The sequence below is a fragment of the Brevundimonas sp. genome, assembly GCF_046293315.1.
GTDB lineage: Bacteria > Pseudomonadota > Alphaproteobacteria > Caulobacterales > Caulobacteraceae > Brevundimonas.
In genome coordinates this window covers 121,846-136,148 of sequence record NZ_JBKBPF010000004.1, presented here as the reverse complement: position 1 = coordinate 136,148, position 14,303 = coordinate 121,846, and the positions used below count along the sequence as shown (strand labels likewise).

Below are 14,303 nucleotides of genomic sequence, written 5' to 3'. Positions count from 1 at the left end.
TTGATTTGCTTGGTGAAAGCACGCGAGGGTGAAGCTCTACCGAACCGGCCTTGCGCAAGCCGGGCGCCTGTTAGCATGGGCCGGTGCGCCCCGCAACCGAGGCGGGGCGCCGCATCACGCATCGCTCCTTCACTTGCACCTCTAGCCGGGTTTGGCGCGACTTGCTATTTCGCGCTGACGAGGCGCGCCCCGCGCCTGACCGGACTCCCCCATGGAAACCCTCCCCGCCTACCTTCTCTCCCTGATGGCCGATCCGGCCGCCTGGGCCGCGCTCATCACCCTGATCGTCATGGAAGTGGTGCTGGGGATCGACAATCTGATCTTCATCTCGATCCTGTCCAACAAGCTGCCCGCCGAGCACCGCTCGCGGGTGCGGCGCATCGGCATCTCGCTGGCCCTGGTCATGCGCCTGGTGCTGCTGTCCACCATCGCCTGGATCGTGACCCTGACTGCGCCGCTGTTCAGCGTGTTCGGCAACGAATTCTCGTGGAAGGACATCATCCTGATCGCGGGCGGCCTGTTTCTGGTCTGGAAGGCCACCAAGGAGATCCACCACTCGGTGGACCCGGAGTCCGCCGACCATCTGCTGGACAAGGACAAGGCCGACGTGGTCATCAGCAACATCGGCGGAGCGATTTTCCAGATCATCCTGCTGGATCTGGTGTTCTCCATCGACTCCATCCTGACCGCGGTGGGCATGACCGAGCACCTGCCGATCATGGTCATCGCCGTGCTGGTGGCCATCGCCGTGATGTTGCTGGCGGCCGATCCGCTGGGCGAATTCATCCACAAGAACCCCACCGTGGTCATGCTGGCCCTGGGTTTCCTGCTGATGATCGGCATGGTGCTGATCGCCGAAGGCTTCGGCGCCCATGTGCCCAAGGGCTACATCTATGCGGCCATGGCCTTCTCCGCCGGGGTCGAGGCCCTGAACATGTGGCAACGGAAATCGCAGCAGCGAAAGGCCGCAGCGGCGGCGGCGTCCCACGGCGGCGATCCGGGCATCTGACGGCAGGGAGCGGCGTATGACCCGGATCCTGTCTTCGCTGTTCCTGCTGTGTCTTGTCGGTGTCGCCGGGCCGGCCTGGACCCAGGCCGCGCCGGTGCTCGGCTACAGGGTGATCCAGAGCTATCCCCACGACCGGACGGCCTTCACCCAGGGCCTGCTGTGGCGTGACGGCTATCTATACGAGAGCACCGGCCAGCACGGCGCCTCCGGCGTGCGCCGGGTCCGCCTGGAAGACGGGGACGTGCTGCAGCGCCAGGCCATCCCGCACCAGTATTTCGGCGAAGGCATCGTGGACTGGGGTGATCGCCTGATCGGCCTGACCTGGCGGCACGGGATCGGCTTCGTCTGGGACGTGGACAGCTTCACCCTGGTGACCGCCTTCACCTATCCGGGCGAGGGCTGGGGCCTGACCCGCGACGATCGCCGCCTGATCATGAGCGACGGCACGGCGGAGCTGCGCTTTCTGGATCCTGAAACCTTCGGCGAAACGGGACGGGTGCGGGTGACCGACGACGGCGAGCCCGTGGCGAACCTGAACGAGCTGGAGTGGATCGAGGGCGAGGTCTGGGCCAACATCTGGGGCAGCGACCGCATCGCCCGCATCGACCCGGAGACCGGCCGGGTGACCGCGTGGGTGGACCTGACCGGACTGCTTCCCGCCGGGGACCGGCTCGGCGTCGACGTGCTGAACGGCATCGCTTGGGACGCGCAGAACGGGCGCCTGTTCGTCACCGGCAAATACTGGCCGACCCTGTTCCACATCGAGGTGGAGCCCCCTAGCGCCCCGGGCGTGCGCTAGAGGAAGCTGTAGGGGTCCACGTCCACCGACAGGCGTACCGAGGACGGGATTTTCACCCGGGCCAGCCAGGCGCGCAGGAAGGCCTGAAGGTCCACGTCCCGGTCGGCCCGGACCAGCAGCCGTTTCCTGCGCCGCCCGCGCACCAGCGCCAGCGGCGCATCGGCGGGACCGTAGACCTCCAGCCGCTCGGCATTGGGAATGGCCGCGGCCAGATCGGCGGCGGCCTTCTCCACCGCCTCTGCCTTTTCACCTGAGAGGATCAGCGCCGCCAGACGGCCGTGGGGCGGCAGGGACGCGGCCTCGCGCTCGGCGATCTCGGTCTGCATGAACGCCTCCCGGTCCCCCGCCGCCAGGGCCTGAAGCACCGGATGCTCCGGGGTCCAGGTCTGCAGCAGGGCCCGGCCCGGCCGGTCGGCCCGGCCCGCGCGGCCCGTGGCCTGGGTCAGGAGCTGGAAGGTGCGCTCGGCCGCACGAAGGTCGCCGCCCCGCAGGCCCAGATCGGCGTCCACCACCCCCACCAGCGTCAGGCGCGGGAAGTTGTGCCCTTTCGCCGCCGCCTGGGTGGCGACCAGAATGTCGATACCGCCCTCGGCCATGGTTTCGATCAGGGCCCGCGCGCTCTTGCCGTCGGGCACGGTGTCGGAGCTGAACACCGCCGTACGCGCATCGGGGAACAGGCCGCGCACCTCCTCCTCCACCCGCTCCACTCCGGGCCCGACCGGCACGAGGGTGTCCACCGCCCCGCAGGCGGGGCAGGTCTTGGGTTTGGCCATTGAAAAGCCGGTCAGGTGACACACCAGCCGTCCAGTGTAGCGATGTTCCACCAGCCAGGAATCCGTGTCCGGCGCGGTCAGCCGGTGTCCGCAGGCCCGGCACAGCACCACCGGCGCATAGCCGCGCCGGTTCAGGAACAGCAGCACCTGCTCGCCCCGGCCCAGGGTCTCGATCATGGCCTCGCGCAGGGGCTGGGACAGCCAGGTCTGGGGATCGGGCGGAGCCTGCCGCAGATCGATCAGGGCGATGGACGGCATCACCGCCGCCCCGTGCCGCGCCGACAGCCTGAGCCAGCCGTAGCGGCCCTGCCGCGCATTGGTCAGGGTCTCCAGCGACGGGGTGGCCGAGGCCAGCACCACCGCTGCGCGCTCGATCCGTGCCCGCGCCACCGCCAGATCGCGGGCGTGATAGATCAGGCCCTCCTCCTGCTTGAACGAGCCGTCGTGCTCCTCGTCCACCACGATCAGGCGCAGATTGACGAAGGGCAGGAACAGGGCCGAGCGGGCGCCGACCACGATGTTGCAGCGCCCGGCGGCCACCGCCTCCCACACCTGACGACGGCGCGGGCCGGGCACGCCGGAATGCCATTCGGCCGGCAGGGCGCCGAAACGGTCGGCGATGCGCGCGATCACCGCCTGGGTCAGGGCGATTTCGGGCAGCAGGATCAGGATCTGCGCGTCGGGCTCGACCTTCAGCAGCCGGGCCATGGCCTCCAGATAGGCCTCGGTCTTGCCCGAGCCCGTGACACCGTCCAGCAGGAACGGCGCGAAGGCGCGGGTGGCCACCGCCTCGGACAGCACATCGGCCGCCGCCGCCTGATCCGCGTTCAGGGTCGCGGGCGCGTGGTCCGGGTCGGGGGCGTCGAACCCGGCGTCCGCCGCGATCTCGATGATCTCCAGCACGCCCTCGTCGGTCAGGCCCTTGACCACGCCCGACGACACCCCCGCCGCCCGGGCCAGATCAGCGGCGGTCATGGCCTTGTCGCCCAGCGCCTCAAGCACGGCGTCGCGGGCGGGGGTGGCGCGGGCGGGGACGCGGTCGCCGACCCGGCGCACCCGGCGCTCGGGCCGGGGCGGCGGGCTGCGCAGGCCCTTGATGGCCATAGCCGCCATTTCACCCGGCGGGCTGAGGGTCCAGCGCGCGGCCCATTCCACGAAGGCGAGGGTTCGGGGCGGCAGGGGCGGATCGTCCAGCCGGTGATCCACCGCCTTCAGACGCCGGTTGGAGCCGGTCGTCTCGCGCACCTCCGACACGATGCCCCGCACCAGCCGGGGGCCCAGCGGCACCGCCACATGGTCGCCGGGCGCGAGCGTCAGCTCCTTCGGAACCTCGTAATCGAAGGCTTCGGGCACCGGCAGGGGAATCAGGACGGCGGCGAGGATCATGCCTCACGCTCGCACAAGCCGCGATGATCCGCTAAAGGGCGAGCCATGAAACTCTTTCTCGACACAGCCGACGTCGCCGTCATCAAGGACATGGTCCCCACCGGCATGGTGGACGGCGTCACCACCAATCCATCCCTGATCGCCAAATCCGGTCGCAACATCGCCGAGGTCATCGCCGAGATTTGCGCCCTCGTCGAGGGGCCCATTTCCGCCGAGGCCGTGGCCGTGGACTTCGAGACCATGGTCAAGGAAGGCGACAAGCTGGCCGCCATCGCTGACAATGTGGTGGTCAAGCTGCCCCTGACCTGGGACGGGCTGCGCGCCTGCCGCGCCTTCACCGACAAGGGCGTCAAGACCAACGTCACCCTGTGCTTCTCGGCGGCCCAGGCCATGCTGGCGGCCAAGGCCGGCGCCACCTTCATCTCGCCCTTCGTGGGACGGCTGGAGGATCACGGCGCGGACGGCATCGGCCTGCTGGAGGAAATCCGCGTCCTCTACGACGTGCACGGCTTCGAGACCGAAATCCTGGCCGCGTCCCTGCGCAATCCGGCCCATGTCTCGGCCGCGGCCGTGGCCGGCGCCGACGCCGCGACCCTGCCGCCGGACGTTTTGAAGGCCTTGGTCAAGCATCCCTTAACCGACAAGGGGCTTGATCAATTCCTGGCCGACTGGGGCAAGACGGGACAATCCATCCTGTAATCCCGGCTCCGGCTTCATTCGAGCCGGAGATCGTCGTGAGCGGCGCACAGGAATCCATCGAGACCGACGCCGCATCGGGCCTGCACTGGCCCGAGGTGCGCGCATGGCTTCAGGCCAACACCGATCTTCTGACCCATGACCGGGCCCTGCTGGAAGAGCTGGGCCTGAAGAGCACGGGTCCGAACGTGGTGGAGTTCGGCCGCGCCGCCCTGACGCGCCTCGAAACCCTGATCGAGCGGGAGTCGGGCGCCCGGCGTCAGATCGAGGCGGTGGCGCGCGCCAATTTCGCCGCCCAGACCCAGACCCATGTGGCGGTGCTGGACCTGATGGAATCCCGCAACCATTCGGACCTGGCCCGGCGGCTGGACGCAGCGGCCCAAGCCCGCTTCGGCCTGGCGGGCGCGGCCATCGCTCTGCAGAAGCCCGGCGGCGTGCCGTTCGGCTGGCGGGCGCTGGAAGCGGGCGCCGTGGATGGTCTGGTGGGCGCCGACGGCCTGGCCTGGCTGGGGCCCAATTTCGACGGGCTCGACCTGTTCGGCGGGACCGAGGACGAGGTGCGCAGCGTCGCCTTGATCCGCATGGCGCCCTGGTCGCCGTCCCGGCCGGCGCTGTGCGCTTTCGGCTCGCCGGAGCCCGAGGGATTCACCCCCGCCATGGGCTGTGAACTGGTGTCGTTCCTGACCCGGGTGGTGGAGCGCATGGCCGAGCGATGGCCCATTCTCAGCTGACCGCCGATCAGGCCCTGACCGCGTGGCTGGAGCATCTGGCCCACGAACGGCGGCTGTCGCCCCGCACGCTGGAGGCCTATGGCCATATCGGCCGCCACTACCTCGGTTTTCTGGGCCGGCACCGGGGCGAGACGCTGGGCATCGCCGATCTGGGCGCGGTCACGGCGGCGGAGGTGCGCGCCCATCTGGCCGAGCGGCGCTCGGGCGACAGGCCGCTCGGCGCCCGGTCCCTGAACCAGACCCTGGCGGGCATCCGCAGCCTGCATGATTTCCTCGACCGGCGCTGCGGCGTCCCCGCCCCCCAGATCGCCCTGGTGAAGGGGCCGCGGGCCAGACCGTCCCTGCCCCGCCCGGTCAGCGAGGATCAGGCGCGGGGGCTGATGGCCGAGCCGGAAACCGACACTGATCTGCAACCGTGGGAAGCGGCGCGGGACCGGGCGGTGCTGACCCTGCTGTACGGTTGCGGCCTGCGCATTTCCGAAGGACTGAGCCTGACCCGCGCCGACGCGCCCCTGGCCGAGACCCTGCGCATCACCGGCAAGGGCGGCAAGACCCGGCTGGTGCCAGTCCTGCCCGCCGTGCGCGAGGCGGTGGACGCCTATGTCGCCGCCGCGCCCTTTCCCCTGTCGCCTGCCGGGCCGCTGTTCCGCGCCCGGCGCGGCGGCCCCCTGAGCCCTCGCCACGTGCAGGCCACGGTTCAGCGCCTGCGCAGCCGGCTGGGCCTGCCCGCCTCGGCCACGCCCCACGCCCTGCGCCACAGCTTCGCCACGCACCTGCTGGGCGCGGGAGCCGATCTTCGCTCGATCCAGGAACTGCTCGGCCACGCGTCCCTCTCGACCACGCAGAAATATGCAGCGGTGAACGCTGATCACCTTTTAAGAGCCTATGCACAGGCCCACCCCCGGGCCTAACGTCGTTCTTCCGCTAGGGGCGGGAGGGGCGCATGCGCCTGACAAGACGAGCCGCGCTGACGGGTCTGGCGGGGACTTCCCTGACGCCCGCGCCCGTTTTCGCGCAAGCTCCGGCGCTTGAAAGCACCGCTCCGCCGGCACCGCCGCCCATTGATCCGACAGCGCTCCAGACCCTGTCCAATCTGGTCACCCGCATGGCTGTTCAGGTGATGATCGGCGAGGCCGGCCCCTATCGGTTCGTGGTGGACACCGGGGCCGGCCGAACCTCCATTTCCCGGGAGCTGGCTGCGGCGCTGCGGCTGGCGCCGGGACCGCCCGTGCTCGTGCACAGCATACTGGAGTCGGAGATAACGCAGACGGCGCTGGCCGCCAGCCTGTCGCTGGCGGACATCCGTGTGCGCGATCTCGTCATGCCTGTCTTCAGCCGCGCCCGTCTGGGCGTGGACGGCTTGCTGGGACTGGATGTTCTGGGCGGCAGGCGCCTTGTCTTCGACATCCGCGGGGAGATGTTGCACATCACGCCCACCGGCTCGCGTCACCTCCAGACGCCGCAGCGGCGCCTCGGCGTGAGGGACGCGGCAGAGCTTCTGCGCGGACACAGATGGGCGGGAGGCATGACCGTGATCGAGGGACGGGCTGACCGGGCGCCCCTCTCCGCCGTTCTGGACACCGGGGCGCAGTACTCCATCGGCAACCGGTCCCTTTATAACGCGATCGCGGTGCGACGCCCGTCCACCATACATCGCGCCAGGCCGGTGATCCTCCACGGCGTGGCGGGGCAGCCCGTGCCGGGCGACCTGGCCATACTGAGCGAACTGCGGCTGGGCGGCGTGCGGATCACCGGCCTGCCGATCCTGTTCGCGGCCCTGCATGTCTTCGACCTGTGGCAAGCCGAGGAGACGCCGACGCTGCTGATGGGCGCGGACATCATGAGGCTGTTCAGCCGGATCATTCTCGACCTCGGGAGCAACGAGGTGACCTTCCACAGGCCGTCCGGGGTCAGGCCCTGATGTCCGCTGCAAGGACGTCCGCCACGGCCTCGCCGATGGCCAGGGAGCTTGTCAGGCCGGGGCTCTCGATGCCGAACAGGGCCATGAGGCCGTTCAGGCCGTGGACCTCTGCACCGTCCAGCCGGAAGTCGCCCTGCGGCTGGCCCGGGCCGTGCAGCTTGGGCCGGATGCCGGCGTAGTCGGGGGACAGGGCGTCGTCGGGCAATCCCGGCCAGAAACGTCGGATGGTGGCCTCGAACGCTTCGGCGCGGGCCGGATCGACGGCGTAGTCCTCGGTCTCGACGAAGGCGAGATCGGGGCCGAACACCGCCTGGCCGCCCAGGTCCTTGCGGTAGTGGGTGCCCAGGGCGCCGGGGATGGGCGGCGGGTAGATCAGCCGGTCGAACGGCGCCTTGCCAGTGAGACGAAAGTAGACCCCCTTGCCCAGATGGCGAGCCGGGATCGCCTCGGCGGGATAGCCCGCCACCCGCGCCGCCGCGGCCTGGGCGCCCAGGCCCGCCGACAGCACCAGCAGCCGGGTGGTCAGTTCGGCCCCGGCCTCTCCGCCCGCGCGCACCCGGAAGCCGCCGTCCGGCAGCGGTTCGGCGGCCTCGAACGGCGTCGCGGCCACCACCGATCCGCCCGCGTCCTCGATCTCGCCCTTCAGGGCCAGCATGTAGCCGTGGCTATCAAACACTCCGCTCTCGGGCGACAGCAGGGCGCCGTGGCAGGCCAACTCCGGTTCCAGCGCACGGACCTGTCCGGCGCTCAGGCTCTGCATGCCCTCCACCTCGTTGGCGCGGGCCTGCTCCAGAATGGCGCCCAGCCGCGCGACCTCATCGGCCGTCGTGGCCACCACTAGCTTGCCGCACTTGCGGTGGTCGATCTTGCGGCTTTCGAGATAGGGCCACAGGGCCCGGCGGCCCTGGACGCAGAACCGCGCCTTCAGCGACCCCGTGGGATAGTAGAGCCCGCCGTGGACCACCTCGGAATTGCGCGACGAGATTCCCTGACCGATGTCGGCCTCGCGCTCCAGCACCAGCACCGTCAGGCCCCGCTTCGCCAGCGCCCGCCCGCAGGCAAGGCCCACGGCGCCGGCGCCCACCACCACCGCATCGAAGTCGAACGCCCGGCTCAGCTGACGTACCCCGCCTGGATCAGCTCGGCAATATGGGCCACGGCCGCCGGGCGGCCGTCCATCACCACGAACATGTTGGAAATCCTGTTGGCGGCCAGCAGGTCGATGATCTCGCTCATGCGCGCGTCGGGCGTCACGGTGATGGGGTCCCGGCTCATGATGTCGGCGGCCTTCAGCCCGGCGATGTCGCGCAGGAAGGCCCGACGCACGTCGCCGTCGGTGATCATGCCGATCAGGCGGCCGTCGGGCGCCGTGATGGCCACGCAGCCCTGACGCCCCTTTGTGATGGCCGAGACCACCTCGGCGAAGGCCGCGCCCTCGGGCAGGGTCACGGGCGGCTCGCGCTTGTCGCCCATCCACTCGCTGACCCGCTGCAGCCGCATGCCCAGCGACCCGCCGGGGTGCCTCTGCCCGAAATCCTCGGCGGTGAAGCCGCGCTGGTCCATCAACACCATGGCCAGGGCGTCGCCCAGCGCCAGGGTCATCAGGGTCGAGGTGGTGGGCGCCAGATTGTTCGGGCACGCCTCGGCCACCCTGGGCATCACCAGCGGCACGGTGGACATGCGATGCAGGAAGCTGCCCTCGCGCTGGGTCACGCCGATCACCGGGATGCCATGGCGCTGGCAGAACAGCAGCGGATCGCGCAGTTCGCGGCTCTCCCCGGATGAGGAGATGGCCAGCAGGGTGCAGTCATCGCGCAGCATGCCCAGGTCGCCGTGGCTCATCTCGGCCGGGTGGACGAAGAAGGCGTTGGTCCCGGTGGAGGCCAGGGTGGCGGCGATCTTGCCGCCGATGTGGCCCGACTTGCCCATGCCCGTGACCACCAGATAGCCGGGCCGACCGAGGACCACGCGGCACGCCTCCACCAGCGGCGCGCCGAGGCTGTCGTTCAGGGCGGAAAGCGCCTCGATGTTCAGCGCCATCACCTCGCGGGCGCGGGCAAGCATGGCCTTGTCGTCGTCGAGGCCGCCGTCCTGAGTGCTCGTGTTCATGAACGGGCCATAGCCCATCGGGGCGGGTTCAGGCCAGCTTTCGCGCCGCCTCCAGATCCGACACACTGTCCACAGACAGGGGGGCTTCATCGATCACGGCGGCCCAGATCTCTAAACCCATTTCCAGCGCCCGGAGCTGCTCCAGCTTTTCCCGGCGCTCCAGCGGCGAGGGCGATGCGGCGCAGAACGCGTCCAGCGCGGCGCGTCGATATCCATAAATCCCGATGTGACGCCAGACCGGTCCGTCGCCGTACAGGGTCGAGCGGGTGAAATAGAGCGCCCGACCGCTGCGCCCGTCGTCCTCCAGCGCCAGCACCGCCTTGACCACGTCCGGATTGCTGCGATCCTCGGGCCCCGCCTCGGGCGCCACCAGGGTGGCCATGTCGCACGCCGGCTTGCGCGCCATCAGGTCGGCGCACAGGCGGCTGAGGGCCGGGTCGGCGAAGGGCATGTCGCCCTGCAGGTTGATGACCACGTCGTGAGCTCCGTCCGGGTCGATAACATTCAGCGCCGCGCGGATGCGGTCCGTGCCCGAGGGCAGGGCCGGATCGGTCAGCACGGCGCGGCCGCCGGCGGCCTCGACCGCCTCGACGATCTCTGCGTCGCCCGCAGCCACCGCCGTGGGCAGGCCCGACCCGACCGCCGCTTCCCACGCCCGCACGATCATGGGCTTGCCGCCGATGTCGGCGAGCGGCTTGTTGGGCAGGCGCGCGGCCGCCAGGCGGGCGGGGATCAGGATCAGCGGGTTCATGCTCCGCCGCTAGCCCCGATGGCGCGTGTCCGCAAGTCCGTCACTGATCCGCCGCCGACGCGATGCGGGCCAGGATCGCCTCACGCGCCTGGGATCGGTCGCGCCCTGTGGCGGTGGGCCAGGCGGACAGGATCACCACCACCATCCGTCGCTCCGGATCGATGTGGATGGTCTGGCCGAAAATGCCATACGCCTCGAACCGGCCGTCGTCCCGTGTCCACCACTGGAAGCCGTAGCCCCTTCCCGGATCACCGATGTCGGCCTGTTTTGCGGTCGCTTCATGGAACCAGCCGGGCGGCGTGATGGCGCGGCCGTTCACGACCCCGTCCTCGAGCACCAGCTGCCCCACGCGGCCCCAGTCACGCAGGGACGCCACCAGACAGCAGCCGCCCGGCTCCTGGCCCGCCTCGTCCACCATCCAGGCCGCGTCCCGCTCCATGCCGTAGGGCCGCCAGATGGTTTCTGACAGGTAGTCCGCCAGGGTCCGCCCCGTGGCCCGGCTGATCAGCAGGCCGACCAGATTGGTTTCGCCGGTGCTGTAATGCCAGCGTGTCCCCGGCTCGGCGGCCCGCGCCAGCCCCCGCATGTAGTGCAGGGTCGGGTCCATGGCTCCGGTTTCGCGCGGCTCGAAGAAGCGCGCCACATCCGAATTCGCGTCGGTGTAATCCTCGTTCCAGTCGGCCCCAGAGGTCATGGTCAGAAGCTGGCGCACCGTGACCCCGGCATAGGCGCCGCCCGCCAGTTCCGGCAGGTAGCGGGTGATGGGCGTCTCAAGGCTCTCGATATGGCCGTCGACAATGGCCGCGCCCACCAGGGTCGAGGTCAGGGACTTGGCCACCGAGAACGAGGTCCAGCGCTCTTGCGGCCCGAAATCCAGCCCATACCGCTCAAGCCGCACCCGCCCGTCCTGAAGCACCAGCAGGCCTGCGACGTTCTCGGCATCCATGAAGGCGTCCACATCGAGGTCCAGCGGCGCGCCCGGCGGCAGGGCGCGGACGTCCCCGCCCGCCGCCACCGTGCGGTGCGGTGTGATCCGGTCCATGGCCCGAAAGCCCGCCTCCCGCTCCGTCTGGCTCCAGAACAGCACCTCGGACGAGCGTTCCAGCCGGGGCAGGCCGTTTGCGGCAAGGCCCGTTTCAGCCGCGCAGGCCGACAGAATCAGGGCCGCTGCGAGGCCAAGCGTGAGATGATGGCGCAATGGAAAGCCCTCCTGCTAGAGGCCGGTCCTATAAGACGGGCGGCGGCTCGCCGGAAGACGCCGGAACCCATGAGACGTCGACGGCGGCAATGACCGGAACCGCTCCCCCGCAACTGGCGACGATCAACATAATCAGGGCGGCGAGCGCTTTCATGCCCTCAAGAGGCCTCTGGTCGTCGCGCCGGATGCGCCGTAACCGCGAATTCACGCTTCGATCAACAAAATGGCTTTTTCCACAAGGGTGTGCTAAGAGGGTGACACCCCACGCGGTCCGCATCGGCCGCCAGCATCCCCGGCCCTTTTCGCCGCCTGCGCGCCTGAACCCTGAAGAGGGCGGCCGCGCGACGGTGTTTCTTCCCACGGACCGGCGTCAGACTCGAAAGGACAAACGATGGTCGAAGAAGGCTTCGTTCAACTCTACGTTCGCGATTTCGCCGCCATGGCCGCCCGCGCCGACGGCGGCCAGGACGTGGAGGAGGCGCTGACGCGCCGTGTCCGCGAACTGAAGTCTCACGCCGAACTGATGGACCGTCGCAAGACCCCGGGCCACCAGGCCGCCGTCGCCGAGCGGCTGGTCTCGGAATCCGAACGCACCCACGTCCGTCACGGCCGCATCGGCCCGGACGACGTCGAGGCGCTCGAGCGCCGCCGCGATTTCCTGCTGCGGGTCGCCGAGATGCTGCGCGAGGACCAGGCCGAACTGGCCGCCTGAACGCTTTAACCGACACCAAATCAACAGTGAGGCGTTCCCTTTGGTCATGCCGGGGAAAACGCCGTGAAACGTCCTGACTGGAACCGCCTGAAGACAGATGCCGCCGCGCGTGGCGGACGGCTCTGGGCGGACGGACGTTCGCGTATCCACACGAGCCGCGCCTGGGTCGGCGCCCATGACCCTGTCTGGCGGGCGTGGCGTCGGCCGGGCAGGACGGAGATCATCTCCGCCGCGGTGGCCGGGCTTATCGTCCTGTCTGTGATGCTGGTTCTGGCCCTGTTCGACTGGAATTATCTCCGCGGGCCGATCGGCCGCTGGGCCTCGGCGCAATACGACCGTGACATCAGCATCGACGGCGATCTGGACGTGACCCTGTTCAGCTGGACTCCGTCTGTGGCGGTCGATGGCCTGCGCATCGGCGGCCCCGCGTGGGCCGACGAGGATGACACCCTGCGGGTGGCCCGTTTCGAGGGCTCGGCGCGTCTGACCCGGCTTCTGGCCGGACAGCTCGAGCTGACACGGGCGGTGGTGATCGAGCCGGAAATCGTCCTCATCGTGGATGAGGACGGGCGCCGGAGCTGGGTCATGGACGACACCGGCCCCGATGAGCCGACCCGCCTGCCCCTCATCGAACGACTGCTGATCCGCGACGGGCGGGTCCGGGTCGACGAGCAGGGCCGCGGCCTGACGCTGGATGCGGCCATCGACGCCCGCGAACTGGCCGAAGGGGTCGGCGACGAGGATGAGCGATCCGGCTTCCGGCTCGAGGGGGAAGGCTCCCTCAACGGACAGCCCCTGACCCTGCGCGTGCTGGGCGAGCCGTTCGTTCAGCTGCGCCGTGACCGGCCCTGGCGCTTCAGGGCAGAGCTGACCGGCGCGGGCAGCGAACTGAGCGCCAACGGCCAGATCACCCGCCCCTTCGATCTCAGCCATTTCACCGCCGACCTCAGCCTGTCCGGCCCCGATCTGGCCAACCTGTATCTGATCACCGGCGTGGTGACGCCCAATACGCCGCCCTACAGCCTCGAGGGCGACCTGGCCCGCGACGACAGTCTGTGGACCTTCAACAATGTGACCGGACAGGTCGGCGACAGCGACCTGTCCGGCGACGTCAGCGTGGACCGGGTCGACGACCGTCTGCGGGTGGAGGCGGACCTGCGCAGCCGGTCGCTGGATCTGGACGACCTGTTCGCCGTGCTGGGCGCGCCGCCTGACCCGACCGAAACCGCGTCGCCCGAGCAGCGGGCGCGGGCCGGGGCCATGCGCGCCCAGGCCCGGCTGCTGCCCGATGCTCCGCTGCGCACGGAACGACTGCGCACCATGGACGGACGGCTGGATTTCCGCGCCGACGAGGTGAAGCGTAACGAACTGGCCGTCACCGCCGTCAGCCTGGGCGCCGTGCTGGAAGACGGAATTCTGAGCCTCGACCCCGTGGCCTTCGCCTTTGCGCAGGGCGAGCTGAACGGCACGGCGCGCATCGACGCCACGGGTGAGGTTCCCCAGTCCACCGTCGACTTCCGCCTGTCGGGTTATCCGCTGGAGGCCGTCATTCCCGCCCGCGACGGCCAGCCGACGGTGACCGGCCGCGCTCTGGGCCGGGTCCGGTTGCAGGGGCCGGGCGCCTCCATCGCGGACTTCGCCGCCCGGTCGCGAGGGACCATCACGGTGGTCGTGCCGCAGGGTCAGATGCGCGAGGCCTTCGCCGAGTTGATGGGAATCAATGTGGGCCGGGGCCTGCGCCTCCTGTTGTCCGACGATCAGCGTACCACGCCGATCCGCTGCGCGGTGGCCAGTTTCGATGTCCGCGACGGCATCGGCACGGCGACCACCTTCATCATCGACACCGATGTGGTGCTGGCCCAGGGGCAGGGAACCTTGAACCTGAGGAATGAACGGCTGGACATCCGCATCGACGGAGAGAGCAAGCGACCGCGCCTGCTGCGGGTCTGGTCGCCCATTACGGTCTCGGGTCCGATCCGCTCCCCGACGGTGGGCGTGGACGAGGCCGCCATCGCAGGTCAGGTGGGCTTGATCGCCGCCATCGGGGCGCTTGTGGCCCCGGTCGCCGGCGTGCTGGGCCTGATCGAGCCGGGGTTGGCCGAGGACGCCAACTGCGGCGCCCTGATCAGTCAGGCTCGGTAAGTCGGCGCTTCCGTTGTTCCGGGACCTGACGCGACCTGTCGCAACCCGCTGGGGATGACGTGCGTACCTGACCTGA

13 protein-coding genes are annotated in these 14,303 nt (G+C 69.8%); 8 read left to right on the top strand and 5 right to left on the bottom strand.

The features are described from left to right. Nucleotides 1-211: 211 nt before the first annotated feature. Both ACK4SE_RS05035 and ACK4SE_RS05030 read left to right on the top strand, forming a co-directional pair. Complete coding sequence (locus ACK4SE_RS05035; protein WP_409689398.1) at nucleotides 212-1,009, top strand: TerC family protein; 798 nt, start codon at nucleotides 212-214, stop codon at nucleotides 1,007-1,009. Nucleotides 1,010-1,025: 16 nt separating this feature from the next. Next, nucleotides 1,026-1,808 (top strand): glutaminyl-peptide cyclotransferase, encoded by a 783-nt coding sequence (locus ACK4SE_RS05030; RefSeq protein ID WP_409689396.1) that lies wholly within the window; start codon nucleotides 1,026-1,028, stop codon nucleotides 1,806-1,808. Here ACK4SE_RS05030 and ACK4SE_RS05025 read toward each other — a convergent pair. Continuing rightward, entirely contained in the window at nucleotides 1,805-3,967 is a 2,163-nt protein-coding gene (locus ACK4SE_RS05025) for a primosomal protein N' (protein ID WP_409689394.1), read from the bottom strand. The genes ACK4SE_RS05030 and ACK4SE_RS05025 overlap by 4 nt on opposite strands. Nucleotides 3,968-4,012: 45 nt before the next feature. On the opposite strand from ACK4SE_RS05025, the gene fsa reads away from it, so the two are divergent. The 4 genes from fsa to ACK4SE_RS05005 are packed head-to-tail and all read left to right on the top strand — an operon-like array spanning nucleotide 4,013 to nucleotide 7,315. Continuing rightward, nucleotides 4,013-4,666 carry a fructose-6-phosphate aldolase gene (gene fsa / locus ACK4SE_RS05020; protein WP_409689392.1) on the top strand — a complete coding sequence of 218 codons (654 nt, stop codon included), beginning with the start codon at nucleotides 4,013-4,015 and terminating at the stop codon, nucleotides 4,664-4,666. Nucleotides 4,667-4,701: 35 nt separating this feature from the next. Beyond that, on the top strand, nucleotides 4,702-5,394 hold the full coding sequence (locus ACK4SE_RS05015; protein ID WP_409689391.1) for a DUF484 family protein: 693 nt from the start codon (nucleotides 4,702-4,704) through the stop codon (nucleotides 5,392-5,394). Then, on the top strand, nucleotides 5,376-6,305 hold the full coding sequence (locus ACK4SE_RS05010; RefSeq protein WP_409689389.1) for a tyrosine recombinase XerC: 930 nt from the start codon (nucleotides 5,376-5,378) through the stop codon (nucleotides 6,303-6,305). The genes ACK4SE_RS05015 and ACK4SE_RS05010 overlap by 19 nt, the downstream gene beginning before the upstream one ends. A gap of 32 nt (nucleotides 6,306-6,337) precedes the next feature. After that, on the top strand, nucleotides 6,338-7,315 hold the full coding sequence (locus ACK4SE_RS05005) for a retroviral-like aspartic protease family protein (RefSeq protein WP_409689387.1): 978 nt from the start codon (nucleotides 6,338-6,340) through the stop codon (nucleotides 7,313-7,315). Here ACK4SE_RS05005 and ACK4SE_RS05000 read toward each other — a convergent pair. The 4 genes from ACK4SE_RS05000 to ACK4SE_RS04985 are packed head-to-tail and all read right to left on the bottom strand — an operon-like array spanning nucleotide 7,305 to nucleotide 11,373. Then, nucleotides 7,305-8,432, bottom strand: a complete 1,128-nt coding sequence (locus ACK4SE_RS05000; protein WP_409689675.1) for an NAD(P)/FAD-dependent oxidoreductase — start codon at nucleotides 8,430-8,432, stop codon at nucleotides 7,305-7,307. The genes ACK4SE_RS05005 and ACK4SE_RS05000 overlap by 11 nt on opposite strands. After that, complete coding sequence (locus tag ACK4SE_RS04995) at nucleotides 8,429-9,424, bottom strand: SIS domain-containing protein (RefSeq protein ID WP_409689385.1); 996 nt, start codon at nucleotides 9,422-9,424, stop codon at nucleotides 8,429-8,431. Before ACK4SE_RS04995 ends, ACK4SE_RS05000 begins: the two co-directional genes overlap by 4 nt. Nucleotides 9,425-9,452: 28 nt before the next feature. Continuing rightward, entirely contained in the window at nucleotides 9,453-10,175 is a 723-nt protein-coding gene (locus ACK4SE_RS04990; RefSeq protein ID WP_409689383.1) for a 3-deoxy-manno-octulosonate cytidylyltransferase, read from the bottom strand. A 40-nt stretch (nucleotides 10,176-10,215) separates the two neighbouring features. After that, nucleotides 10,216-11,373: a serine hydrolase domain-containing protein gene (locus tag ACK4SE_RS04985; protein ID WP_409689381.1), complete on the bottom strand. Its 1,158-nt coding sequence runs from the start codon at nucleotides 11,371-11,373 to the stop codon at nucleotides 10,216-10,218. Nucleotides 11,374-11,764: 391 nt separating this feature from the next. On the opposite strand from ACK4SE_RS04985, the gene ACK4SE_RS04980 reads away from it, so the two are divergent. Together ACK4SE_RS04980 and ACK4SE_RS04975 are read left to right on the top strand one after the other, a co-directional pair. Continuing rightward, nucleotides 11,765-12,085, top strand: a complete 321-nt coding sequence (locus tag ACK4SE_RS04980) for a hypothetical protein (RefSeq protein WP_409689379.1) — start codon at nucleotides 11,765-11,767, stop codon at nucleotides 12,083-12,085. A 63-nt stretch (nucleotides 12,086-12,148) separates the two neighbouring features. Further along, nucleotides 12,149-14,227 (top strand): AsmA family protein, encoded by a 2,079-nt coding sequence (locus tag ACK4SE_RS04975; protein WP_409689377.1) that lies wholly within the window; start codon nucleotides 12,149-12,151, stop codon nucleotides 14,225-14,227. Nucleotides 14,228-14,303: the final 76 nt, after the last annotated feature.

What these genes read in the sequence shown, in the direction of transcription:
- ACK4SE_RS05035 (WP_409689398.1), top strand. Translation starts at nt 212, where the DNA reads ATGGAAACCCTCCCCGCCTACCTTCTCTCCCTGATGGCCGATCCGGCC.
- ACK4SE_RS05030 (WP_409689396.1), top strand. Translation starts at nt 1,026, where the DNA reads ATGACCCGGATCCTGTCTTCGCTGTTCCTGCTGTGTCTTGTCGGTGTC.
- ACK4SE_RS05025 (WP_409689394.1), bottom strand. Translation starts at nt 3,967, where the DNA reads ATGATCCTCGCCGCCGTCCTGATTCCCCTGCCGGTGCCCGAAGCCTTC.
- fsa (WP_409689392.1), top strand. Translation starts at nt 4,013, where the DNA reads ATGAAACTCTTTCTCGACACAGCCGACGTCGCCGTCATCAAGGACATG.
- ACK4SE_RS05010 (WP_409689389.1), top strand. Translation starts at nt 5,376, where the DNA reads ATGGCCCATTCTCAGCTGACCGCCGATCAGGCCCTGACCGCGTGGCTG.
- ACK4SE_RS05005 (WP_409689387.1), top strand. Translation starts at nt 6,338, where the DNA reads ATGCGCCTGACAAGACGAGCCGCGCTGACGGGTCTGGCGGGGACTTCC.
- ACK4SE_RS04995 (WP_409689385.1), bottom strand. Translation starts at nt 9,424, where the DNA reads ATGAACACGAGCACTCAGGACGGCGGCCTCGACGACGACAAGGCCATG.
- ACK4SE_RS04990 (WP_409689383.1), bottom strand. Translation starts at nt 10,175, where the DNA reads ATGAACCCGCTGATCCTGATCCCCGCCCGCCTGGCGGCCGCGCGCCTG.
- ACK4SE_RS04980 (WP_409689379.1), top strand. Translation starts at nt 11,765, where the DNA reads ATGGTCGAAGAAGGCTTCGTTCAACTCTACGTTCGCGATTTCGCCGCC.